At 61.0% G+C, this 23,422-nt stretch carries 24 protein-coding genes; 14 read left to right on the forward strand and 10 right to left on the reverse strand.

Annotated features, from left to right (window positions below):
* Positions 1 to 5 precede the first annotated feature (5 nt).
* Genes AWB64_RS18080 through hutG form a run of 4 tightly spaced genes read left to right on the forward strand, consistent with a single transcriptional unit; the run spans position 6 to position 4,049 of the window.
* The gene (locus AWB64_RS18080; RefSeq protein WP_063493236.1) at positions 6 to 611 is read left to right on the forward strand and encodes a HutD/Ves family protein; all 606 of its coding nucleotides are present in this window, start codon (positions 6 to 8) and stop codon (positions 609 to 611) included.
* Positions 598 to 1,827, forward strand: coding sequence for an imidazolonepropionase (hutI, locus tag AWB64_RS18085; protein WP_060856813.1), 1,230 nt, complete (start codon positions 598 to 600; stop codon positions 1,825 to 1,827). Before AWB64_RS18080 ends, hutI begins: the two co-directional genes overlap by 14 nt.
* Positions 1,828 to 1,850: 23 nt before the next feature.
* Positions 1,851 to 3,236 (forward strand): formimidoylglutamate deiminase, encoded by a 1,386-nt coding sequence (locus AWB64_RS18090; RefSeq protein ID WP_060856814.1) that lies wholly within the window; start codon positions 1,851 to 1,853, stop codon positions 3,234 to 3,236.
* A 12-nt stretch (positions 3,237 to 3,248) separates the two neighbouring features.
* Positions 3,249 to 4,049: an N-formylglutamate deformylase gene (gene hutG / locus AWB64_RS18095; protein ID WP_060856815.1), complete on the forward strand. Its 801-nt coding sequence runs from the start codon at positions 3,249 to 3,251 to the stop codon at positions 4,047 to 4,049.
* Positions 4,050 to 4,051: 2 nt separating this feature from the next.
* Here the strand turns inward: hutG and nadB are convergent, their stop codons facing one another.
* The 4 genes from nadB to radC form a co-directional block, all read right to left on the reverse strand.
* Positions 4,052 to 5,650 (reverse strand): L-aspartate oxidase, encoded by a 1,599-nt coding sequence (gene nadB / locus AWB64_RS18100; RefSeq protein ID WP_060856816.1) that lies wholly within the window; start codon positions 5,648 to 5,650, stop codon positions 4,052 to 4,054.
* A 209-nt stretch (positions 5,651 to 5,859) separates the two neighbouring features.
* Complete coding sequence (rpmG, locus tag AWB64_RS18105; RefSeq protein WP_006478046.1) at positions 5,860 to 6,027, reverse strand: 50S ribosomal protein L33; 168 nt, start codon at positions 6,025 to 6,027, stop codon at positions 5,860 to 5,862.
* Between the two features lie 11 nt (positions 6,028 to 6,038).
* Positions 6,039 to 6,272, reverse strand: coding sequence for a 50S ribosomal protein L28 (gene rpmB, locus AWB64_RS18110; RefSeq protein ID WP_031359861.1), 234 nt, complete (start codon positions 6,270 to 6,272; stop codon positions 6,039 to 6,041).
* A gap of 284 nt (positions 6,273 to 6,556) precedes the next feature.
* Positions 6,557 to 7,333, reverse strand: coding sequence for a RadC family protein (gene radC, locus AWB64_RS18115; RefSeq protein WP_060856817.1), 777 nt, complete (start codon positions 7,331 to 7,333; stop codon positions 6,557 to 6,559).
* Positions 7,334 to 7,606: 273 nt separating this feature from the next.
* Between radC and AWB64_RS18120 the strand changes: the two genes are divergently transcribed.
* From AWB64_RS18120 to AWB64_RS18150, 7 genes are all read left to right on the forward strand, one after another.
* Positions 7,607 to 8,062, forward strand: coding sequence for an FKBP-type peptidyl-prolyl cis-trans isomerase (locus AWB64_RS18120; RefSeq protein WP_060856818.1), 456 nt, complete (start codon positions 7,607 to 7,609; stop codon positions 8,060 to 8,062).
* 2 nt (positions 8,063 to 8,064) lie between these two features.
* Positions 8,065 to 9,027 carry a 4-hydroxy-3-methylbut-2-enyl diphosphate reductase gene (ispH, locus tag AWB64_RS18125; protein ID WP_060856819.1) on the forward strand — a complete coding sequence of 321 codons (963 nt, stop codon included), beginning with the start codon at positions 8,065 to 8,067 and terminating at the stop codon, positions 9,025 to 9,027.
* 432 nt (positions 9,028 to 9,459) lie between these two features.
* The gene (locus AWB64_RS18130; RefSeq protein WP_060856820.1) at positions 9,460 to 10,728 is read left to right on the forward strand and encodes a branched-chain amino acid ABC transporter substrate-binding protein; all 1,269 of its coding nucleotides are present in this window, start codon (positions 9,460 to 9,462) and stop codon (positions 10,726 to 10,728) included.
* A gap of 187 nt (positions 10,729 to 10,915) precedes the next feature.
* On the forward strand, positions 10,916 to 11,866 hold the full coding sequence (locus tag AWB64_RS18135; RefSeq protein WP_060856821.1) for a branched-chain amino acid ABC transporter permease: 951 nt from the start codon (positions 10,916 to 10,918) through the stop codon (positions 11,864 to 11,866).
* 16 nt (positions 11,867 to 11,882) lie between these two features.
* Positions 11,883 to 13,052, forward strand: coding sequence for an ABC transporter permease subunit (locus AWB64_RS18140; RefSeq protein ID WP_056351684.1), 1,170 nt, complete (start codon positions 11,883 to 11,885; stop codon positions 13,050 to 13,052).
* Between the two features lie 27 nt (positions 13,053 to 13,079).
* Positions 13,080 to 13,856 (forward strand): ABC transporter ATP-binding protein, encoded by a 777-nt coding sequence (locus AWB64_RS18145; protein WP_056351686.1) that lies wholly within the window; start codon positions 13,080 to 13,082, stop codon positions 13,854 to 13,856.
* A 44-nt stretch (positions 13,857 to 13,900) separates the two neighbouring features.
* Complete coding sequence (locus tag AWB64_RS18150) at positions 13,901 to 14,605, forward strand: ABC transporter ATP-binding protein (protein ID WP_374728633.1); 705 nt, start codon at positions 13,901 to 13,903, stop codon at positions 14,603 to 14,605.
* A 54-nt stretch (positions 14,606 to 14,659) separates the two neighbouring features.
* On the opposite strand, the gene AWB64_RS18155 is transcribed toward AWB64_RS18150, so the two are convergent.
* From AWB64_RS18155 to AWB64_RS18165, 3 genes are all read right to left on the reverse strand, one after another.
* Positions 14,660 to 15,088, reverse strand: coding sequence for a GNAT family acetyltransferase (locus AWB64_RS18155; RefSeq protein ID WP_060856822.1), 429 nt, complete (start codon positions 15,086 to 15,088; stop codon positions 14,660 to 14,662).
* Complete coding sequence (locus AWB64_RS18160) at positions 15,085 to 16,269, reverse strand: acetylornithine transaminase (RefSeq protein WP_060856823.1); 1,185 nt, start codon at positions 16,267 to 16,269, stop codon at positions 15,085 to 15,087. The genes AWB64_RS18155 and AWB64_RS18160 overlap by 4 nt, the downstream gene beginning before the upstream one ends.
* 289 nt (positions 16,270 to 16,558) lie before the next feature.
* Positions 16,559 to 17,590, reverse strand: a complete 1,032-nt coding sequence (locus tag AWB64_RS18165; RefSeq protein ID WP_060856824.1) for a CDP-6-deoxy-delta-3,4-glucoseen reductase — start codon at positions 17,588 to 17,590, stop codon at positions 16,559 to 16,561.
* A gap of 59 nt (positions 17,591 to 17,649) precedes the next feature.
* On the opposite strand from AWB64_RS18165, the gene AWB64_RS18170 reads away from it, so the two are divergent.
* Positions 17,650 to 18,744 (forward strand): NAD-dependent epimerase/dehydratase family protein, encoded by a 1,095-nt coding sequence (locus AWB64_RS18170; RefSeq protein ID WP_060856909.1) that lies wholly within the window; start codon positions 17,650 to 17,652, stop codon positions 18,742 to 18,744.
* Here AWB64_RS18170 and AWB64_RS31950 read toward each other — a convergent pair.
* The 3 genes from AWB64_RS31950 to AWB64_RS18180 all read right to left on the reverse strand — a co-directional run bounded on the left by AWB64_RS31950 (position 18,710) and on the right by AWB64_RS18180 (position 20,641).
* Positions 18,710 to 18,886 (reverse strand): hypothetical protein, encoded by a 177-nt coding sequence (locus AWB64_RS31950; RefSeq protein WP_167353928.1) that lies wholly within the window; start codon positions 18,884 to 18,886, stop codon positions 18,710 to 18,712. The genes AWB64_RS18170 and AWB64_RS31950 overlap by 35 nt on opposite strands.
* A 103-nt stretch (positions 18,887 to 18,989) precedes the next feature.
* Positions 18,990 to 19,862: an alpha/beta hydrolase gene (locus tag AWB64_RS18175; RefSeq protein ID WP_082850536.1), complete on the reverse strand. Its 873-nt coding sequence runs from the start codon at positions 19,860 to 19,862 to the stop codon at positions 18,990 to 18,992.
* A 65-nt stretch (positions 19,863 to 19,927) separates the two neighbouring features.
* On the reverse strand, positions 19,928 to 20,641 hold the full coding sequence (locus tag AWB64_RS18180; RefSeq protein WP_060856826.1) for a pseudouridine synthase: 714 nt from the start codon (positions 20,639 to 20,641) through the stop codon (positions 19,928 to 19,930).
* Positions 20,642 to 20,843: 202 nt separating this feature from the next.
* Here AWB64_RS18180 and poxB point away from each other — a divergent pair, with 202 nt between their 5' ends.
* Together poxB and AWB64_RS18190 are read left to right on the forward strand one after the other, a co-directional pair.
* The gene (gene poxB, locus AWB64_RS18185) at positions 20,844 to 22,565 is read left to right on the forward strand and encodes a ubiquinone-dependent pyruvate dehydrogenase (protein WP_060856827.1); all 1,722 of its coding nucleotides are present in this window, start codon (positions 20,844 to 20,846) and stop codon (positions 22,563 to 22,565) included.
* A gap of 85 nt (positions 22,566 to 22,650) precedes the next feature.
* Complete coding sequence (locus AWB64_RS18190) at positions 22,651 to 22,941, forward strand: hypothetical protein (RefSeq protein ID WP_060856828.1); 291 nt, start codon at positions 22,651 to 22,653, stop codon at positions 22,939 to 22,941.
* Positions 22,942 to 23,422: the final 481 nt, after the last annotated feature.

Raw genomic sequence — 23,422 nt, forward strand, 5'->3', positions numbered from 1 at the left:
CTGATATGTCCTTCGCCTTCAGCATCATTCGCGCGGCCGATCTGAAGGCCGTACCGTGGAAAAACGGCGGCGGCGCGACGCGGGAAATCGCGGCGTCGCCGAAGGGCGCTGCGTTCGATGCGTTCGACTGGCGCGTAAGCGTCGCGGACGTATCGGAGGCGGGCGCGTTTTCGGCGTTCAACGGGATTGACCGCGTGCTGACGCTGATCGAGGGCGAGCAGATGGTGCTTACCGATGCAACCGAGGGTCAATCTGCGGAGTACGTTCTCTCGCGCTGGGATTCGGTCGCGTTTGCGGGCGAATCGCCGATCACCGCGGAATTGCCGCACGGTCCCACGCGCGATTTCAACCTCATGCTGAGGCGCGATCGGGTCTCGGGGACCGTGATGGTACGGCGCGACGCCGGGCAACTGGACGTGCATCCGGGCAGCGTTGTGCTGGTCTGTGCGCTCGGTGAATTTGCGGTGGACGGCGAACGTTTGTCCCAAGGCGACGCGATGGTTTTCGATGCAAGCGAGAATGGCTCGCTAGGTATCGAGCCGCTTTCGCAAGACGCGGTTCTTATCGACGCGCGTATTGTTTCAAAGGATGTTGGACATGAGCTCCGCTGACAACCCGCAAGTCTGGCGCAACGCGCGCCTTGCACCGCGCGCCGACCCTGCAGAAGTAATCGAGAACGCGGCGATCGTGGTGCGCAATGGGCGTATTGAATGGTTCGGCGCCGAAGCGGAAATCCCTTCTGCGTTTGCCAATGCCGAAAGCCATGATCTGCAAGGGCGGCTTGTCACGCCGGGTCTTGTCGATTGCCACACGCACCTCGTCTACGCCGGAAACCGCGCCGAGGAATTCGCGATGCGGCTCGAAGGCGCGAGCTACGAAGACATCGCCAAACGCGGCGGCGGCATTGTCTCGACCGTGCGCAACACGCGCGCCGCAAGCGAGGACGAACTGTTCGCGCAGTCGCTGCGAAGGCTCGACGCGTTGCTTGCCGAAGGCGTGACGGCGCTGGAAATCAAGTCGGGTTATGGACTGGATCTGACCACGGAGCGCAAGATGCTGCGCGTTGCCCGGCGTTTGTCCGAAGCGCGGCCGGTGACCATCGCTACAACGTTTCTAGGTGCGCACGCGTTGCCGCCGGAATACGCCGGGCGCGCCGATGGCTACATCGCCCATGTTTGCGGCGAGATGCTGCCGGCGCTTGCGGCTGAAGGCCTGGTTGACGCCGTCGATGTATTTTGCGAGCGCATCGCGTTCACGCTGGAGCAGGCCGAACGCGTCTTCAACGCGGCGTCGAAGCTGAATTTGCCCGTGAAAATGCACGCGGAACAATTGTCGCTGATGGGCGGCGCGGCGCTCGCGGCGAAGCATCGCGCGTTATCCGCCGATCACCTCGAATTCCTCGATGAACCCGGCGCCATCGCCATGCGCGAATCGGGAACCGTGGCCGTGCTGCTGCCCGGCGCGTTCTATTTCATCCGCGAGAAACAACTGCCGCCAATCGACCTGCTGCGCCGTCATGGCGTGCCGATCGCGCTCGCCACCGACAGCAATCCGGGCACATCACCGAGCACGTCGCTGCTCCTGATGCTCAACATGGGCTGCACGTTGTTCCGTTTATCGGTGGCGGAAGTGCTGGCGGGTGTTACGCGCCACGGCGCAAAAGCACTCGGTCACGCCGATGTATCCGGCGAGATCCGGATCGGAGCGAAGGCGGATTTTGTCGCGTGGGATATCGAAACGCTGGCGGAACTGGCGTACTGGACCGGCCTCGACCGATGCGCGCTGGTCGTGCGGCACGGCGGCGTGACCGTGGACAAACGGAAATAATCCAGAAGCAATAGGAATACCTCATGACAAGAAACAGCCTGTTTGCCGAACATGCGCGTTTGCAGGACGGCTGGCGTCGCGATGTGCTGCTCGAATGGGACGATCACGGGACATTGGCCGCCGTGACGCCGGACGCCGTTCAGCCCGCGGGCGTTGCCAAAGCCAAGGGTCCGGTGCTCGCCGGCATGCCGAATCTCCATTCGCACGCGTTCCAGCGCGCAATGGCCGGTCTCACCGAATATCGCGCGAATCCGACCGATAGTTTCTGGAGCTGGCGCGACCTGATGTACCGGTTCGCCGCGCGCATTTCCCCGGACAGTCTCGGGGCGATCGCGCGCTGGCTGTATATCGAGATGCTGAAGGCGGGCTACACGTCGGTCTGCGAGTTCCACTACGTGCACAACGCGCCCGATGGCACGCTCTACGACAACCCCGCTGAAATGGCCGCGCGCGTGGTCGGCGCGGCGGAGCAAACGGGAATCGGCATGACGATGCTGCCCGTGCTTTACCAATACAGCGGCTTCGGCGCACGCGAGCCGACGCCGGGCCAGGCGCGTTTCATCCACACGCCGGAAAGCCTGCTCGAAACGCTCGTCTCCTTGCGTGGCGCGCAGCCCGAAAACGGCAATCTTCGATACGGCGTCGCGCCGCACTCGCTGCGGGCGGTATCGAAGGAAACGTTGACGCGCATGCTCGACGGCCTCGACCGCGAATTCCCCAGCGCGCCGGTGCACATTCATGTCGCGGAACAGACGGCCGAAGTCGATGCATGCCTCGACGTCCTGAAAGCGCGCCCGGTGCAATGGCTGCTCGATAACTTCGACGTGAACGAACGCTGGTGCCTCGTGCATGCAACCCATGTCGATGAAAACGAAGTCCGCGCGATGGCCGAAAGCCGCGCCATCGCCGGCCTGTGCCTGACAACAGAAGCCAATCTCGGCGACGGCATTTTTCCGACGCACGCCTATCTCGCCGCCAACGGGCGTTTTGGGCTGGGTTCGGACAGCCATATCGCGCTCGACTGGCGTTCCGAACTGCGCTTGCTGGAATACGGACAACGGCTCACGCGGCGCGAGCGCAACGTGCTTGCGTCGGACAAGCAGACGCACGTCGCCGATCGTCTCTTCGATGCCGCCACGCAAGGCGGCGCGTGCGCGACCGGCCGGGCTGTCGGCATGCTCGAAGCCGGCCGGCGCGCGGATTTCATCGTGCTCGATCCCGACCATTCGGCTATTGCGGGCCAGGCTCCGGATGCGTGGTTATCGGGCGTGGTGTTCTGCGAGCACGGCGAAACGCCGGTGCTGGATGTTTGTGTCGGCGGTAAAGTCGTGGTCGAGGCGCGCCGGCATTCTGATGAACGCGAGGCTTTCGATTCGTATCGGAACACGCTGGCGAGCTTGCTCAAATAAAGGAACGCACCGATGACCGATCAAGTTTTCACCTTGAAGCGCGGCACCGCGCCGCTGCTGATTTCGATTCCGCATGCCGGCACGCAGATTCCGGCGGATATTGCGGCCACGATGAATCCCATTGCCCGCGAAGTCGACGACACCGACTGGCATCTCGAACGGCTCTACGCGTTTGCCGTGGAAATGGGCGCATCGATTCTCGCGCCGTTCAACTCCCGCTACATGATCGACCTGAATCGGCCGCCAGATGGCGCGAATCTTTACCCTGGACGCGACACAACCGGCCTGTGTCCCATCGATACCTTCAACAGCGAGCCGCTTTATCCCGAAGGCGGCGCGCCGACTGAAGCACAGATTGCCGAGCGTCGCGAAAAATACTGGCTGCCGTATCACGACGCGCTCGCGGCCGAGCTTGTGCGGCTAAAAGCCGAGCATGGCAAGGTGCTGTTGTGGGAAGCGCATTCCATCCGTTCGCACGTGCCGCGTTTCTTCGATGGCAAGCTTTTCGATTTCAACTTCGGCACGGCCGGCGGCGAAAGTGCGGTCGCGGGTCTCGGCGAGCAACTCGAAGCCGTCGTTGCCAAACACGGCGCGTACACGGCCGTCGCGAACGGACGCTTCAAGGGCGGATACATCACGCGTCATTACGGCAAGCCGCAGGACGGCATTCATGCCGTGCAACTGGAACTGTCGCAGATCACTTACATGGAAGAGACCCGGCCATATCACTACGACGAAGCGCGCGCAGGCCAGGTCGGACCGTTGATCCAGGATCTGGTGCAGTGCGCGCTGGATGCCGTGCAAGCGGCTTGATTTCAGGCTTCCCGCCGCCTGACCACTGGCGGCGTGAGCACGGTCGGTAGCGCCTTGGGTAGGGTTTCCGGCCAATCGCGGCTGAAGTGCAGGCCGCGGCTTTCACGCCGCGAACACGCGCTTTCTACGATCATGGAAGCGACATCGACCAGATTGCGCAATTCGAGCAAATCCCGGCTTACCTTGAAATTCGCGTAGTACTCGTGGATCTCGTCACGCAGTAATGCAATCCGATGCTGCGCGCGTGCGAGGCGTTTGTCGGTGCGCACAATGCCCACGTAATTCCACATCAGCCGGCGCAACTCGTCCCAGTTATGCGCGACGACAACTTCCTCGTCCGGATCGGACACGCGGCTTTCGTCCCAGGCGGGCAGCGGCGCATGCGCGCTCGTCGCAAATCCTTCGGCTTCCATGGCCTGCGCCGCGGCGCGCCCGATCACGAGACATTCAAGCAGCGAATTGCTGGCAAGCCGGTTCGCGCCGTGCAAGCCAGTACACGACGTTTCCCCCACGGCAAAAAGCCCGGCGCGATCCGTGCGCCCCGCCAGGTCCGTCACCACGCCGCCGCAGGTGTAATGCGCGGCTGGAACGACGGGAATCGGCTCCTTCGTAATATCGATACCGAACTCGCGGCAACGCGCGAGGATGGTAGGGAAATGCTCTTGCAGGAACGCTTCGGGTTGGTGGCTGATATCGAGATACACGCAATCGATGCCGCGTTTCTTGATCTCGAAGTCGATCGCCCGGGCCACGATATCGCGCGGCGCAAGTTCGGCGCGCTCGTCGTGCGCGGGCATGAAGCGGGTTCCGTCCGGCAGCCGCAAGATCCCGCCTTCGCCGCGAACGGCTTCGGAAATCAGGAAGGATTTCGCGTACGGATGAAAGAGGCAGGTCGGATGGAACTGGATGAACTCCATGTTCGATACACGGCAACCAGCACGCCAGGCCATTGCAATGCCGTCGCCGGTGGCGGTATCCGGATTCGTGGTGTACAGATAAACCTTCCCGGCGCCGCCTGTCGCGAGCACGGTATGCGGCGCTTCTATGGTGACGGTGCGCCCGCTGGCAATATCGAGCGCATAAAGCCCGTGGCACCGATGCCCGGGAAGTCCAAGATGCTCGGACGTGATCAGGTCGATTGCGTGGTGATCTTCGAGGACCGTGATGTTCGGATGAGTGCGCACGCGTTCGTTGAGCGTGCTGACGACGGCGTGACCGGTGGCGTCCGCGGCATGAATCACGCGTCTGTGGCTATGACCCCCTTCGCGCGTCAGATGAAAGCCGAGTTCGGCGGACAGGTCGCGGGTGAACGGGACACCTTGCTCGATCAGCCATTCGATGGCAGCACGCCCGTTGTCCACAATGAACCGCGTGGCCGCTGCGTCGCACAGGCCGGCGCCGGCAATCAGCGTGTCGTCGACGTGATTGTCCGTGCTGTCGCCGGAGTCGAGCACCGCCGCAATGCCGCCCTGCGCCCAGTCGCTTGCGCCGTCGCTCACGCTGCGCTTGGCGAGGATCACGACGCGTCGCGTCTCCGCGAGATTCAAGGCGACGCTCAGACCCGCCAGCCCGCTGCCGATGATTGCCACATCGAAATTCATCCTGTCACGTCTCCGTCAGTAGTTGTCCGCCGTAACTTTCCGGATGCATGTGATTGGCATTCGAAGGTCTGGCCGACAAGCATAACGCGTGGCGTGTGCTTCGGTCACTTTGCCGTTCGGCCAATAGGGAGAACGGCAGCCGGAGCACATAAGCAAAAAGCCTCGCGTGAGCGAGGCTTTTTGTGCAGCGATACAACGGAACCAAGACCTTATTTGATCTTCGTTTCCTTGTACTCAACGTGCTTGCGGACAACGGGATCGAACTTCTTGATCGCCATCTTTTCCGGCATGTTGCGCTTGTTCTTGGTCGTCGTGTAGAAGTGACCCGTGCCAGCGGTCGATTCCAGCTTGATCTTGTCGCGTGCGCCCTTGGCCATTTTCGTGCTCCTTAGACTTCGCCACGTGCGCGCAAATCTGCGAGCACGGAGTCGATGCCGTTCTTGTCAATCAGGCGAAGGCCGGCGTTCGAGAGACGCAGACGAACCCAACGGTTTTCGCTTTCAACGAAGAAGCGACGGTTTTGCAGATTGGGCAGGAAACGACGCTTGGTGCGGTTGTTCGCATGGGAAACGTTGTTGCCGCTCATCGGCCCCTTCCCGGTTACTTGGCATACACGTGCCATGAGAGCACTCCTAATACGCTTTAATTCTGAGTTCGAACGCCAGATACACTTTTGGACCACTTCGACTACCGGAGAGGCTAGCCGACCAAGGACCGCGTACGCTCGGAACAGGTTGGTTGAAAGAAGCAAACCGAGATTCTAACCGCAAAAAACCAGCAAAATCAACTCTTTTTGGTATCGGACGAGGTATCGGGTCACGCCGGGAAGGAGCGGTTTCATGGCTTTTTCACCCTGCGAAGGCTGTCCGGGCGGTGATTTCGCCGCCATTGGCCGCGCAGGCGGCGTCAAGCCGGCATCCAGCCCTGTCGTGAAAAAGAAAATACTTCGTTCGACGCCACGACCAGATGGTCCAGCAGCCGGATATCGATGAGTGCGAGCGCTTCCGTAAGCAAGCGCGTGAGCCGCCGGTCGCTTGCGCTCGGCGTGACGCCGCCCGAAGGGTGATTATGCGCGACGATCAGGCTCGCCGCATTCAACGTCAGCGCGCGGCGTACGATCTCCCGCGGGTACACCGCCACGCGCGAAAGCGATCCTTTGGCCGATTCGTCGACCGTTATCAGGCAATGGCGGATGTCCAGAAACAGCGTCACAAACACCTCATTGGGCCGGTTACCGATCAGCCATTTCAAGTAGTCTTCCACTGCCTGGGGAGCGTCGAGCAACGGCCGGTCGCGGGTTTTCTCGGCCAGCGCGCGCTGGCACAGCTCGGACACTGCCAGCAGCAGCGCTGCCTTCGCCGGTCCGATCCCGCCAAACCTGCGTAATTCGGTTGCGGTTGCCCCGAGCACGCCCCGGATGGACTCGAACCGGGTGAGAAGGTCGCGCGCAACATCCACTGACGTCATGCCAGGGCGGCCAGTGTTCAGGAACAAAGCCAGCAATTCAGCATCCGACAACGCGTGCGCGCCATGCTGCAAAAGGCGTTCACGCGGCCGGTCGTGCTGCGGCCAGTCGAGAATGCGGGGCGTGGTGGCATTCTTCTCATCGGGTGCGGAAGCGCTCAGGAGTGCGTCGGCCGCGCGGGGGCCAGCCGCCGGTACTAATTCGAGACAAGCGTTCATGGCGCGTTTTCACCGAGGGCAAACCGGTTTTGCCGGATGGCTGGCCGTCTCACGTAGAGGTCGGCGACGCCCACGCACTGTGGCTTACAATGGAGGTTTCGCGCCTGTCTGGGCGCTTTGCTGATACCTTGTCGGGCATTTGCGTTCAATATCAGGCCTCCAGCGGCGGGACGCCAGGACGTCACTGCGCCGTGCCTGAATACGCTGCGGTTCTTTGTGCGACAGTGCTGGCTGACAAAGTAATTACGGCTCTTACGGCTACTACGATCAAACATGAGCATCATCGATATCTCTGAAGTGAAACCCGGTTCGCATGTCACGCTTCACTACCGGCTGGCGCTTGAGGATGGTGCGGACATTGTCAGCACGTTCGCCGACAAGCCCGCCACGCTTTTGCTGGGCGAGGGTCACCTTGCTCCGCCGCTTGAAGACATTCTGATGGGTCTGAAGGTCGGGCACCATTCGACCTTTCGGCTGACGCCCGAGCAGGCGTTCGGTCCGCGAAATCCCGAAATGCTGCAATGGGTGTCCCTCGCCACGCTGCGTGAAAACGCCATGATCGGTGAGGATTTTTCGCCCGGCGATCTCGTGGAATTCAACGCGCCTGGCGGCGGCCGTTACGCTGGCGTCCTCAAGGAAGTCGGCGAGACCTCCGCGCTGTTCGATTTCAATCATCCGCTTGCCGGCCAGCCGCTGGCGTTCGAAGTGAAAATCATCGGAATTCTGTAGCCATGAGCTCGACTGACACCCTTCTCGATGTCGAAATTCTTCTCGCCCAGCCGCGCGGTTTTTGCGCCGGCGTCGATCGCGCGATCGAAATCGTGGAGCGGGCGATTGCACTGTTCGGCGCGCCCATCTACGTGCGTCACGAGATCGTGCACAACGCTTATGTGGTCGAGGACCTGCGCAAGAAAGGCGCGGTATTCATCGAGGATCTGGCCGATGCGCCCGAGGGCAGCACGCTGATTTTCAGCGCGCACGGAGTCTCGAAGGCGGTTCGCGCCGAAGCTGAAACGCGTGGTTTGCGGGTGTTCGACGCCACGTGTCCGCTCGTGACCAAAGTGCATATGGAAGTCGCCAAGATGCGTCAGGACGGCTTCGATATCGTGATGATCGGGCACAAGGGCCATCCGGAAGTGGAAGGCACCATGGGCCAGAGCGGCCAGGGCATGCATCTGGTCGAGGATATCGAGGACGTGGAAGCGCTGGCGCTCACGGATCCGGATCGCATTGCCTATGTGACGCAGACCACGCTGTCGGTGGATGACGCGTCGGCGATCATCAATGCGCTGAAGTCTAAATATCCTTCGGTGAAAGAGCCGAAAAAACAGGATATTTGCTATGCCACGCAGAATCGCCAGGATGCGGTGAAGTTTCTCGCGCCACAGTGCGACGTGGTGATCGTGGTCGGGAGCCCGAATAGCTCGAATTCAAGCCGCTTGCGCGAAGTAGCCGAAAAGCGCGGCATTCCGGCCTATATGGTGGATTCGCCGACGCAAATCGATCCGAAATGGGTCGAGGGGAAAAAGCGCATTGGCGTGACGGCGGGTGCGTCGGCGCCCGAGGTGCTGGCCCAGGCGGTGATCGCACGCCTGCGGGAGTTGGGCGTTCGCAATGTGCGGCCGCTCGAGGGCATTGAGGAAAAAGTGTCATTTCCGTTGCCGCGTGGATTGACCTTGCCATCGGAGAAATGAACGGCGTGGAAGGGCTGACGGAAGTTACCGTCCCTCAAATAGAAAAACCGCTCCAATTTGCGTTGGCGCGGTTTTTTTTCGTAAAGAATGTTCAATTGGATGTCGTCAGTACAAGCGATGAGCCGTCGGCGCCGATTCACATCGGGATCGTGCACTGATAATGTGCATTAACCAGAAAATCCCGCAGGCGCTGCGCAAGGCTCTCATCGGTGTATACCCATAGTGCTAATCGCCGGTGCAACTTGCGCACCACCGTGGAGCGCAACCCGGTTGCGCTTTTGCGCCGATCCGCGTCGAAAACAGGGGTTGCAATGGAGGAAAACCCCTGTCAATCAACAATATTGCACGTCTCAAAAACCGAGTTACAATGCGCGCGTTCCAAGCCGGATGGGCTGGAGACTTCAGCTTTTCAAGGCGCCGGAGACCTATTGAATGCGAATTAAGTTTGGCTTTGTCGTGACCATTGCGGCAACAGTTGCGATGGCAACGGCATGCGGCAAAAAGAATGACAACGAGCCGGCGGCAGCGGCGCCGGGAGCTTCCGCGAGCGTTGCGGCAAGCGCGCCGCAAGTGGCGGCCTCGGTGACAGACGCGTCGGCTAGCGCGGCTTCAGCGCCAGTTCCCGCCAGCAATGCCACGGTCGTGAAAATCGGACATGTCGCGCCGCTCAGCGGACCGCTGGCCCATCTGGGACAGGACAATGAAAATGGCGCGCGGCTGGCTATCGAGGAAATCAGCGCGCAAGGCTTGACCATCGACGGACACGCAATTCACCTCGAACTCGACGCACAAGACGACGCCGCCGATCCGAAAAAAGGGCTCGCAGCAGCGCAGCAACTGGTGGCGGATCATGTGGCGGCGGTCGTCGGTCATTTGAATTCAGCGGTGTCGATTCCGGCTTCGAAAATCTATAGCGACGCAAACGTGGCGCAGATTTCCGGATCGACAACGAACCCGGGGTTCACCCAGCAAGGTTTCAAGACCACATTCCGGGTGATCCCGACGGACGCGCGCCAGGGCGCGGTCCTCGCGGGCTACGCGGTAAAGACGCTGCACGGCAAACGCATCGTGGTAGTGGACGACGCCAGCATCTACGGCCGCGGCCTCGCGAACGAATTCGCGAAGGCGGTGGTGGCGAACGGCGGCCGGATTGCGGGCCATGAAGCCACGACTGACAAAGCAAAAGACTTCAAGGCGATCCTGAACAAGATCAAGCGTGTCCAGCCCGACGTGGTGATGTTCGGCGGCATGGACGTAACAGCCGGTCCATTCGCGAAACAGGCGGCGGCGCTTGGCCTGAAGGCGAAAATCCTGGGCGGCGACGGAATCTGTTCCGCCGAGCTGGCCACGCTCGCGGGCAACGCCTTGCCGAACGTGGTCTGCACGGAACTCGGCGTGGGCTTGCCGAAACTCGATAAGGGCGCGGACTTCGAGAAGCGTTACGAAGCGCGTTTCCACTCGCCGGTCCAGAGCGATGCGCCGTTCACGTACGACGCGGTGTACGTCATTGTGGATGCAATGAAGCGCGCCAATTCAGTCGAAGCGCCCAAGGTGCTGACAGCAATCGGTTCGACGGATTTCAATGGTCTGACAGGGCACATTGCATTCGACGACAAAGGCGATCTGAAAGGCGGCGGCGCGATCACGCTAATCGATTTCAAGGATAACAAGAAGAACGTCATTGACGTCATCACGCCGTAATCCAGTCGTGCAGCGCGGTAAGGCGAATGCACATGGAGTTAAGGCAATCCCCTAGATACGTAGTCAGTTTCGGACGTTTTAGAGTTTTTTTTCAAGTACGCGCGATGCCGTTGCGTTTTTTTCTTCCCTTCGGTTTATCGGCCAGCGATAAAGCGTAAATCTAGTCGCACGGGCTAAGGAGCCTTCAATGGATATTTTCATCCAGCAGATTATCAACGGGCTGGTGCTGGGCAGCGTCTACGCCATCATCGCGTTGGGTTACACGATGGTGTACGGGATTCTCGGCATCATCAACTTTGCTCACGGCGACGTGCTGATGGTCGGGGCCATGGTCGCGCTCTCCGCCATCGGCGTGATGCAGAACCATTTTCCGGGCATGAACCACGCGCTGATGCTGGTCATCGCGCTGGCCATAGCGGCAATTGTCTGTGCAGTGGTGGGCTACACCATCGAGCGCGTGGCTTACCGGCCGTTGCGCCGCGCGCCGCGTCTCGCGCCGCTGATCACGGCCATCGGCGTGTCGATTCTCCTGCAGACGCTCGCCATGATGATCTGGGGCCGCAATCCGCTGGCCTTCCCGCAACTGCTGCCGACCGATCCGATCAACGTGATCACCGCCACCGCCGACCGTCCAGGCGCCGTGATTTCGATGACGGAAATCGTGATCATCGTGGTTGCGTTCATTGTGATGGGCGGCTTGCTGCTGCTGGTTCACAAGACGAAACTCGGCCGTGCGATGCGCGCCATTGCCGAGAACCCGGGCGTGGCGTCGCTGATGGGCGTGAACCCGAACTTCGTGATCTCGGCGACCTTCATGATCGGCTCGGCGCTGGCCGCACTGGCCGGCGTGATGATCGCCTCCGAATACGGCAACGCGCACTTCTACATGGGCTTTATTCCAGGGCTGAAAGCCTTTACCGCGGCGGTGCTGGGCGGTATCGGCAACCTGGGTGGCGCAATGGTCGGCGGCGTGCTGCTGGGACTGATCGAGCAACTGGGCGCGGGGTATATCGGCAATCTGACGGGCGGCGTGTTCGGCAGTAACTACCAGGACGTGTTCGCGTTCGTGGTGCTGATCATCGTGCTGGTGTTCCGTCCGTCGGGCTTGCTCGGCGAACGTGTCGCAGACCGCGCTTAAAACAGGGAGACCAAGCATGACTTCAATTCAACCAATCGAGCCGTCGACCACGCTCATCCCTGAACGCAAAACCGCAAAGAACTATGTGGTCACCGTGCTGGTCGCCGCACTCGTGGTCCTCGCGCCGATGATCATCGGCGCGGCCGGCGGCAATTACTGGGTCCGCGTGCTCGACTTCGCCATGCTCTACGTGATGCTCGCGCTGGGACTGAACGTGGTGGTGGGTTTCGCCGGCCTGCTGGACCTGGGCTATATCGCGTTCTATGCCGTGGGCGCTTATGTGGCCGCGTTGCTTTCGTCGCCGCAACTAACGTCGCAATTCGAATGGATTGCGCATATGTTCCCCGCCGGCCTGCACGCGCCAATCTGGGTGATCGTGCCGGTGGCCATGGCTCTGGCGGCTACCTTCGGCGTGCTGCTCGGTGCGCCGACCCTGCGTCTGCGCGGCGACTACCTCGCGATCGTGACCCTCGGTTTCGGGGAAATCGTCCGGATCTTCATGAACAACCTGGATCGTCCGGTCAACATCACGAACGGACCGAAGGGGATTACGGGCGTCGATCCGGTGTCGCTGTTCGGGTTTGATTTATCGAAGACGCATTCGTTGTTCGGATTCAACTTTCCGTCCGTCTACAACTATTACTACCTGTTCGTGCTGTGTTCGCTGTTCGTGATCTTCGTGTGCGTGCGCCTGCAGCACTCGCGGATTGGCCGCGCATGGGCCGCGATCCGCGAAGACGAAATCGCCGCGAAAGCAATGGGCATCAACACGCGTAACGTGAAGCTGCTGGCGTTCGCGATGGGCGCGTCCTTCGGCGGTTTGTCGGGCGCGATGTTCGGCACGTTCCAGGGTTTTGTATCGCCGGAATCGTTCACGTTCTGGGAGTCCATCGTGGTGCTCGCCTGCGTGGTGCTCGGCGGCATGGGCCACATTCCGGGCGTGATTCTGGGCGCGGTGCTGCTCGCCGTGTTCCCCGAATTCCTGCGCTCGACCATGGGTCCGTTGCAGAACGCCATCTTCGGCCATCAGATTGTCGACACGGAAGTCATCCGCCAGCTGCTGTACGGCCTCGCGATGGTGCTGATCATGCTGTATCGCTCGGAAGGCCTGTGGCCGTCGCCGAAACACGAAGACAAGATCGCGAAGATCGCAAAGCGCGCCGGCAAGAAGCCGGTCCGCGCCTGACGCCAGAAGAGAGCGGAGAAATACACAATGAGCGATAAACCCATTCGACTGTCGGTCAAGGGCGTGAACAAGCGCTTCGGCGGTTTGCAGGCGCTGTCCGAAGTCGGCCTGGAAATCAGGGAAGGCCAGATCTACGGTTTGATCGGCCCGAACGGCGCGGGCAAGACGACGTTCTTCAACGTGATCACGGGCTTGTACACGCCGGATTCGGGCTCGTTCGTGCTCGACGGAACGCCTTATACGCCGACCGCCGTGCATCAGGTGGCGAAGGCCGGCATTGCGCGCACGTTCCAGAACATCCGTTTGTTCGGCGGCATGACCGCGTTGGAAAACGTTATGGTCGGGCGGCACGTCCGCACCAAGCACGGGCTGATTGGCGCAGTGTTGCAGACGCCTTCGGAGCGCCGGGAAGAGAAGGAAATCAAGGAGCGCGCGCTGGAACTGCTCGAGTACGTGGGCGTGCTGCAGTACGCGGATTACACGTCGCGCAATCTGTCGTACGGGCATCAGCGGCGTCTGGAAATCGCGCGCGCATTGGCGACCGATCCAAAGCTGCTCGCACTCGATGAACCCGCCGCCGGCATGAACGCCACGGAAAAAGTGGAACTCACGCGCCTGCTCGACAAGATCCGCAGCGACGGCCGCACGATCCTGCTGATCGAACACGATGTGAAACTGGTGATGGGATTGTGCAACCGGATGACGGTGCTCGATTACGGCAAGGTGATCGCCGAGGGTCTGCCACAAGACGTGCAGAAGGATCCGAAGGTGATCGAGGCTTATCTCGGGGCAGGGGTTCACTGATGGCGACGACGAACGGAACGAACGGCATGGCTGCAGGAACGGCGATGCTGAAAATCAAGGGCCTGCAGGTGAGCTACGGCGGCATTCACGCGGTGAAGGGCGTGGATCTGGAGGTCGGGCAGGGCGAACTCGTGACGCTGATCGGCGCGAACGGTGCGGGCAAGACGACCACGATGAAAGCCATCACGGGACTCAAGCCGTATTCGGCGGGCGATATCGAATACATGGGCAAGTCGATCAAGGGCGTGCCGTCGCACGAACTGCTCAAGCGCGGCCTCGCGATGGTGCCGGAAGGCCGTGGCATTTTCGCGCGCATGTCGATTCTGGAAAACATGCAGATGGGCGCGTATTTGCGCGACGACAAGGACGAAATCCAGAAGGACACCGATCGCATGTTCGGTTTCTTCCCGCGCCTGAAGGAACGCGCGGCGCAATATGCGGGCACGTTGTCGGGCGGCGAGCAGCAGATGCTGGCAATGGCGCGCGCGTTGTTGTCGCGCCCGAAATTGCTCTTGCTCGATGAACCCTCGATGGGTCTCTCGCCGATCATGGTCGAGAAAATCTTCGAGGTGGTGCGCGAGATTTCCGCTGAAGGCCTGACGGTGCTGCTGGTCGAGCAAAACGCGCGGCTCGCGTTGCAGGCGGCGAATCGCGGCTACGTGATGGATTCGGGTCTGGTCACCATGTCCGGTGACGCGAAGCAGATGCTGGATGATCCGAAGGTTCGGGCAGCTTATCTGGGCGAATAATCTTCGCCGAGCAGTTGTTAAAAACCGCATGCCTGATCCAAGGCATGCGGTTTTTTACGCCGGAAGCCGCTTACCGAGACTGACGACTTCATCCATGTGATACCCGAGCTTTGCGTAGAACGCCCGCGTCTCCGGTTTGTTCGCCATGATCTGCAGATTGAGCTTCGGACATCCGATGGATGCGAGCGCACGTTCCGCGTGTTCAACCAGCGCGCGCCCATAGCCGTTTCCGCGCTGGTCCGCGGCGACCGCGAGCGAATACAGCCATCCGCGATGTCCGTCGTAGCCCGTCAGGACCGTGCCAATCACGCGCTCGCCCAGCACGCCGACGAAGAACAATTCGGGCTGCATGGCCATCTTGTTCCGTATCGATAAACGCGGATCACGCTGCGGTTTTCCAGGTGCCGCGTATTCGGGAAACGCCTCTGACCAGAGCGCGAGCACGGCGTCCGTGTCGCGCTCATCGAAAATGCGGATGTTCACAGCTTGTCGAGAATGGAACGCAGCATCGACATCATCAGATCGATCTCGTCGTTCGTCACGTTCAGCGCCGGCATGAAGCGCAGCAGGTTCGGACGTGCGGCGTTCAGCAGCAAGCCGTCCGGGCCCATGTCGCGCGCCATTTCCACAATCTTCGGACCGCTGTCATTATTTAGCAGCAGCGCGCGCAGCAGGCCTTCGCCGCGTTCGCCATTGAAGCCGCGCTCTTCCGAAAGCTGCAGCAACTGCGCCTTCAGATATTCGCCGCGTTCACGCACGCCTTCCAGAAAGCCCGGCGCCGTCAATTGCGAAATCACCGAATAACCCACGGCGGTCATCAACGGATTGCCGTTGTACGTGCCACCCTGATCGCCGGGTTCGAAGCAGGCGATTTCCTTGGTCGACAACAACGCCGCCAGCGGCACCCCGCCGCCAATGCCCTTGCCCAACGTCATGATGTCCGGCTCGACGCCCGACAATTCATACGCGAACAATGTGCCGGCGCGTCCGCAGCCGCTTTGCACTTCATCCACGATCATCAGCAGATTGTGCTTCTTCGTCAGCGCGCGCAACGCCTGCATGAATTCGCGCGTGGCCGGGATCACGCCGCCTTCGCCTTGAATGGGTTCGAGCATCACGCCGACGGTTTTATCGGTGATCAGTTTTTCAACCGATGCAATGTCGTTCAAGTCGGCCTTTGGAAAGCCCGGCACTTGCGGTGCATAAATGGTGTCCCAGCCCGGCTTGCCCGAGGCCGACATGGTCGCGAGCGTCCGGCCGTGGAAGCTGTGATCGAAGGTAATGATCTCGTACGCGCCGCCCCTGAATTTCTTGCCCCACTTGCGCGCGAGCTTGATCGCGCCTTCGTTGGCTTCCGCGCCGCTGTTGGCGAAGAACACTTTGTCGAAGCAGCTATTCGCGGTGAGCAGGCCGGCGAGCTGCGCCATCGGTGCGTTGTAGAACGCGGGCGACGGGTTGATCAGCGTGCGCGCCTGTTTGTTCAGGGCTTCGATCATGCCGTCGTTGCAATGGCCGAGACTGTTCACCGCCCAGCCCTGGATGAAATCCAGGTATCGCTTCTCGTTGTTGTCGTAGAGCCAGGAACCCTTGCCGTGCGTGAACACAATCTCGGGACGGTTCGTGATGAACATCAACGATTCAACGGGATACTCTTGGAAATTCATGACGGCGGGCTCCACAAAGACAGCAAAGGAAAAAAGCGGCGAAGGATGAAACGGTGCCGGAAATGCAAAAAGCCACGGATGTCCGTGGCTTCATGGTGGCGAAATGTGCGCAGGCTTGAAATCAAGCGCCAATCCGTGACGAGCCAGCGGCATCCCTAGGGAAGCGGCGAGCGGCGACGTCGAAGATGGGTCTGGAGGCTGAGCATTTGCGAAGAATACGATAGGAAGTTCGTGCATGTAAACCGTGACGGCCGATTTTTATCGGGCCGTCACGTTCCCGGCCCAACCATCAAACCGGATTTGCGAGATCGGCCGCGCTGGTGAACGAGTCGGCGTAAAACTCGTCTTCCGGCAAACGATGATGATTCGTGAAGTCACGCTGAGCCGATTCCACCATCACCGGCGCGCCGCACGCGTACACCTGGTACGCGCTCAAGTCTGGCAGATCTTCAATGACAGCACGATGAACAAAGCCGGTACGTCCTGTCCATTCGTCGGTACTGTCGGGTTCGGACAAGACCGGCACGAAGGAGAAGTTCGGCACTTCCCTGGCCCAGGTTTCGGCCAGCTCCATCATGTAAAGGTCTTGCTTGCGGCGGCCGCCCCAATAGAGCGTCATGGGCCGGTTCAGATTCTTGAACACCGCATGTTCGATGATCGCCTTGATCGGCGCGAAACCCGTTCCCGAGGCGAGCAGGATGATCGGCTTGTCCGAATCCTCACGCAGGAAGAATGTACCGAGCGGGCCTTCGAAGCGCAGGATGTCGCGCTCTTTCATGTTGCCGAACACGTGGTCCGTGAACGTGCCGCCGGGCATGTGGCGGATATGCAGCTCGATCGGGCCTTCGTGATGCGGCGGGCTCGCCATTGAATAGCTGCGGCGCTTGCCGTCCTTCAGGATGAATTCGATGTACTGTCCGGCCAGATACTGCAGGCGTTCGTTCGCGGGCAATTGCAGCTTCAGTTCCACGACATCCGTGCCCTTGCGTTCCAGCGCGTTCACGCGGCAAGGCAGCTTCTTGACCTGGACGTCGCCCACACCCGCTACTTCGCGGATATCGACCACGAGATCGCCCTTGGGCGTCGCGCAGCAGAGCAGCGCCATGCCGCGGGTTTTTTCGTCGTTGGACAATGCCGACGAGGAATGGGGCGCCTGGTCGACTTCGCCCGAAACGACCGTGCCCTTGCATGAACCACAGGCTCCGTTCTTGCAGCCGTAGGGAAGTCCGATACCCTGGCGCAGCGCTGCGAGCAACACTGCTTCGTCAGGTTCTACCTGAAACTGCCGGCCGCTTTGCCGGAGCGTAACGTTGAAAGCCATAGATCCTGGATGAGTTGGATGAAACAAAAGCCAAAGCGCTCGCGGCTACAATCGACAGCATGATCGCCACTCGAAAACTACGGCGCGCGCGTGTGCTGATTGCCGGTTGCGGCGACGTGGGCCTGCGCTGCGCGCCACTCCTGACTCAACGCGCTGCCGCACCCCGCGTGATCGCGCTGACAAGCCAGCCCGCGCGAGCCGCCGAACTGCGCGCAGCCGGCACAACGCCGCTTCTGGGCAACCTCGACGAGCGCCGCAGCTTGCGACGCCTCGCCGGGCTCGCCTCCACGGTGCTGCATCTCGCGCCACCCCAGAAATCCGGTAGTGACGATCTTCGCACCCGCGCGCTGATTGCAGCATTAAGCAGGCCGCGACGCTCGGTGGCGCGCATGGCGACCGCGGCGCTCGGCCGCCAGCGGGCATGGCGCGGATGGTTTCGCGCGACTTTCAAGCGCCGTGCCGGAGCCACAAAAAGAGCGTCTATTGTACCCGACCGGGTTTCGGGCGCGGTCGTGCGCAGGTTGCCCATACGCGTGGTTTACGCAAGCACGTCCGGCGTTTATGGCGATTGCGGCGGCGCCCGGATCGACGAAACCCGCCGCGTGCGGCCAGACAACGGGCGGGCGAAACGGCGGGTATCGGCGGAAATGCAATTGCGGCGCGCGACGCGGCGCGGTGCAATGAGCGCATCGATTGTGCGGATTCCCGGCATTTATGCGGCCAATCGCCTGCCGCTCGCCCGGTTGCAAAAAGGCACGCCCGCGCTCGCGGCCGCCGACGATGTCTTCACCAATCACATTCACGCCGACGATCTCGCAGCCATCATGGTGCTGGCAATACGGCGGGCACGGCCGCAGCGCGTGATCCACGCATCGGATGACAGCGAGTTGCGCATGGGCGACTATTTCGACCGTATTGCCGACGCATACGGCCTGCCGCGCGCGCCGCGCGTTTCACGCGAGGACGCAGAAGCGCAACTCGAGCCCATGATGCTTTCTTTCATGCGCGAGTCGCGACGTTTGAAAAACACCCGGCTTCGGGACGAGTTGCGTTATACGCTGCGATATCCGAGCATCGACGATTTTCTGAGCGGCGTCATGAGCGGTATCACAACGGGCATCACATCAGAACCGGCAACGTCTCGAGCAAAATGAAACAAAGCAATGCGCCGATCAGCGCCCCGATCAGATTTGGCTGGTAACGGTGGCGCAGATGCATCGTCACCATCAAACCGACAATAAACACCACGCTGATTGCCACGAACGCGATCATTGCAATGGTCATGTGGGCGGCCATGGCGGCCTCCTGCTTTTTTAATAGTCGTGAAAGCAGTATAGATTTAGGTCCGAAGAAAGGCATGCTGCAGTGCGGTTACAACGGGCTTGCATTTACGCAACGATCAGCGTGAATCGATAAACGCAGAAACATCAGCCAGCACTGTTGAATGTCCGCGCAAGGGCAACGCCAGCGCAGAAACAATCCGCACGTGACTGAACCCCTCGTAGTGCTTCACTTCCACCGAATCGCCGTGTTTGCGCAGCACGGCCGCGAGGCGGTCGGTGTTGCCTGGATCGACGGTGGTGTCGCCGGTGCCGGCGGCAAGGAACATGGGCGGTTCGTGGCCGGTGACGTAGTTGACCGGCTGGCTTTCGGGGCGCGTGCTGGCCGGGAATACATCGAGCAGCGTGCGGTCTTTTATCGGCAGGAAATCGTAAGGTCCGGCGAGGCCGATCACGCCGCACAGATCGGCTTTCGACATCGATTGCGACGCCAGATAATGCGGGTCCGTTGCAATCAACGCCGCGAGATGCGCGCCGGCGGAATGGCCCATGACGAACAGGCGGTTTGGATCGCCGCCGAATTCAGGCGCGTGATCACGCGCCCAGCGCACGGCGGCAGCGGCGTCATCGACGAAACCGGGGAAAGCCGTTTGCGGATACTTCCGATAGTCGGGCAGCACGGCCACGTAGCCGCGCGAGGTCAGCGCCTGAGCCACGAAAAGATAGTTGCCCCGGCTGCCGTTCTGCCAGCTTCCGCCATAAAAGAACACCACGACCGGGCGCTTTTCTCCTGGCGCGGCGGGCTGCGTTGGAACGTACGCATCGAGTTCCTGCGCCGGGTCCGCGCCATACGCTATGTCGGCTGTCTTCCGGTAGCCGCCGGATGGAATCGCCGCGTTCAGAAGCCTGACCGGGCTGCATGCGGCGAGCGCCGTGGCGCATAAGCTGGCAAATCCAAGCATGAGGGTGCGGCGCTTTTGTTGTACTGGCATGAAGACCGTAAAGGTGAAGGGATGCCAGGATTTACGCTCGGCGGGCCCGGATGGATGCAATGCGTTCAGCTTTGCCTGAGCATCGCCAGATCCGCGTCATTCAGCCAGCGCCACTGACCTTCGGCAAGATCGGCCGGCAGACCATATCCGCCAATACGTTCCCGATGCAGCTTTTCCACGCGATTTCCCGCCGCTGCAACCATGCGCTTGACCTGGTGATACTTACCTTCCAGCACGGACAGTTCCAGCAGCCGCTCGTCACGTCGATGCGCCGAGACGGCAGCTATCGGCTGTGGTTCGCCGTGCAGCAGGACGCCTTGCTGAAGGGCGCTGAGTTGCGCTTCATCGATAGGATGTTTCGTGGTCGCGAGATAGACCTTCGGCACCTTCTTTTTCGGCGATGTGAATGCGTGGACAAACGCGCCATCGTCGGACAAAAGCAGGAGGCCGGTCGTGTCCTGATCCAGCCGCCCGACGCATTGCACGCCGCGCTCCGCCAGTTGCGGCGGCAGCAGATGAAACACGCTCAGATGATGCTGCGGATCGCGCGAGCACTCGTAGGCCGCTGGCTTGTTCAGCGCCAGATACGCTTTCTCGCGATACTGCCAGCTCACGCCATCGACATCGAACGCGAAAAACTGAAGCATGTCGGATGCAATCAGCATGTCCGGATTGGTGCACGCCGCTCCGCCAATGGACACGCGCCCATCCGCGACCAGCGCGCGGCATTGGCGGCGCGATCCGAAGCCTTGTGTAAAGAGAATGCGTTCGAGATCCATCGGCGTTGCCTGGGCACATTGAAGCGAAGGGCGGGCGGACATTCTAGCAATGCGCGCGAAAGACGATCTTTCATGGATATGCCGCCGCATGGCGTCTATGCTTTTCGAGTTATTTCCCGGTTCAACTCATCACAAAGAAAACCTGACAACGCACTCACGCAATACCGGCACGACCCCCTCTTTTTTCCTCAAGGAGCAGGACATGGCAAAAAACACGGTTGCGGAATTTCTGGCGAAGACACTGGCCGCGGCGGGTGTCGAACGAATCTGGGGTGTGACGGGCGACAGCCTGAACGGGCTTGCCTACAGCCTCGATCAGGTCGGCTCGATCAAATGGATGCACACGCGGCACGAGGAGGTCGCGGCGTTCGCGGCAGGCGCCGACGCGGCGTCGACGGGCAAGCTCGCGGTGTGCGCCGGCAGTTGCGGCCCGGGCAATTTGCATCTGATCAACGGGTTGTACGACTGTCACAGGAATCAGCAGCCGGTATTGGCGATCGCCGCGCATATTCCGTCGTCGGAGATCGGGCTTGGGTATTTCCAGGAGACGCATCCGACCGCGCTTTTCAAGGAATGCAGCCATTACGTAGAGCTCGTGTCCAGCGCCGCGCAGTTTCCCCGTGTGCTCGCACGTGCAATGCGCACGGCAATTGAAGAACGCGGCGTGGCGGTGATCGTGCTGCCGGGCGACGTTGCGCTGAGCGAAGCGCCTGCCGAGACGCCCTCGTGGTCGGCTACGGGACCCTCGACCATCCTGCCGTCGGATATCGATATTGAACGGCTCGCGTCCATGCTGAACGAGTCGGAAGCCGTCACGCTCATGTGCGGCAGCGGCACGGCCGGCGCGCACGACGAAGTCGTCGCGCTCGCGGACGCGCTCGGCGCGCCAGTCGTGCACGCCATGCGCGGCAAGCAGTTCATTGAGTGGGACAATCCGTACGACGTCGGCATGACGGGGCTGATCGGCTTCAGCTCGGGCTATCACGCCATGATGTCGTGCGACACGCTGCTTTTGCTCGGCTGCGATTTCCCGTACCGCCCGTTCTATCCGACCGATGCCAAAATTATCCAAATCGACTGGCGCGGCTCGAGACTCGGCGCGCGAGCACCTTTGTCGCTCGGACTCGTCGGCACGGTGAAGGAAACGGTCGCCGCTGTGTTGCCAAAGATCGCGCGCAAGCCGGACCGCAGTTTCATCGATACCGCGCGCAAGCACTACGCATCGGCGAGAAAGGGACTCGACGAACTGGCGACACCCTCGGGTCCGGGCCGCCCGATCCATCCGCAATACCTGACGAAGCTGATCAACGAAGCCGCCGACGAAAACGCCATTTTCACCGCCGATGTCGGCACGCCGACCGTCTGGGCCGCGCGCTACCTGACAATGAACGGCAAGCGTCAGCTTCACGGCTCGTTCAACCACGGTTCCATGGCGAACGCCATGCCGCAGGCGCTTGGCGCGCAGGCAGGGCACCCCGGGCGGCAAGTGATTTCGTTATCGGGCGACGGCGGTTTGTCGATGCTGCTCGGCGACCTTTTAAGCGCCCGCCAACTTGGCCTGCCCATCAAGGTGGTGGTTTATAACAACAGTCTGCTTGGCTTCGTTTCAATGGAGCTGAAGGCCGCCGGTTACCTCGATACCAACGTTGATCTGGCCAAGACCGACTTCGCGGCAATCGCTCAGGGCGCGGGCATTTTCAGCGTCCGCGTGGAGGAGTCGGAAGACATCGCAGAGGCGCTGCAAAAGGCTTTCGCGCATCCGGGGCCGGCGCTCGTGGACGTGGTGACATCGAAACACGAGCTTGCCATGCCGCCAAAAGTGGGGCTGGCGCAGGCGAAAGGCTTCAGTCTCTACATGCTGCGGGCGATCCTGAACGGTCGCGGCGACGAAATCGTGGAACTCGCGAAGACGAATTTCCGATAGGAATATTCTGATTTCGTTGAAATTCTCGTTATTTCGAACAACAATGCGATGCTGCAATCGATTCACAACTCCAGGGAGATTTTCAATGAAGAAGTTTTCGCAAATTGCATTGGTTGGTGCACTCGCATTCGCGTTTGCAGGCGCGGCAATGGCTCAGGGCGCGGGCGGTGGCGGCGGTTCGAAGACCGACGTCAGCAAGCCGCCGGTGAGCCCGAAAGAACCCAAGCCGCATCTGCCGCACAGGCACAAAAAAGCGGCATCGGATGCGGGCGGCACGACGTTGCACCAGCAGGACAAGGCCTCGCATTTGAAGGGCGCATCGGCGGCCGCGGCTGCGTCGGCGATGGGTACGAACGACAAGGGCGCACCGCAATAAGCGGCCCTGGAGTGGATGTGGAAAAGCGGCACGCGTGAGCGTGCCGCTTTTTTATTGGCCGGAGCCTAACTGCCTAAAGCGTTTTTCCGATCTCGGACACTCACTCTTCGCTTGCCGCCGCGGGTTTTGAACGCCGGCTGCGCGGCGCTGTCTTGCGCGGCGTTTTCTTCGATGCGGCTTTTTTTGCAGCGGCGGGGACTTTTTCCGGCTGTGCGTCGCTGTCACTGTTCACGGTTTCAGCGATGGTGGCAACGTCAGCCAGCTCTGCCTGTGATGTCTTCGCCGCGACTTTCTTCGCTGCAACCTGACGTCCGCGCCGCGCTGCGCCCCGTTTCGGTTGTGGCTCCTCGTTCATCTCGCTCAGCAACGCGAGCGCTTCTTCCTCGCGCTGCCTGATTGCGGGTATCGGTGCGATTGCGGGCTCTTCAACCGTCACCGGCGCCCGTTCGAAGAACGGGTGTTCGTGAGACGCTTGAGACGT

It is taken from the genome of Caballeronia sordidicola (genome assembly GCF_001544455.2).
GTDB classification, from domain to species: domain Bacteria; phylum Pseudomonadota; class Gammaproteobacteria; order Burkholderiales; family Burkholderiaceae; genus Caballeronia; species Caballeronia sordidicola.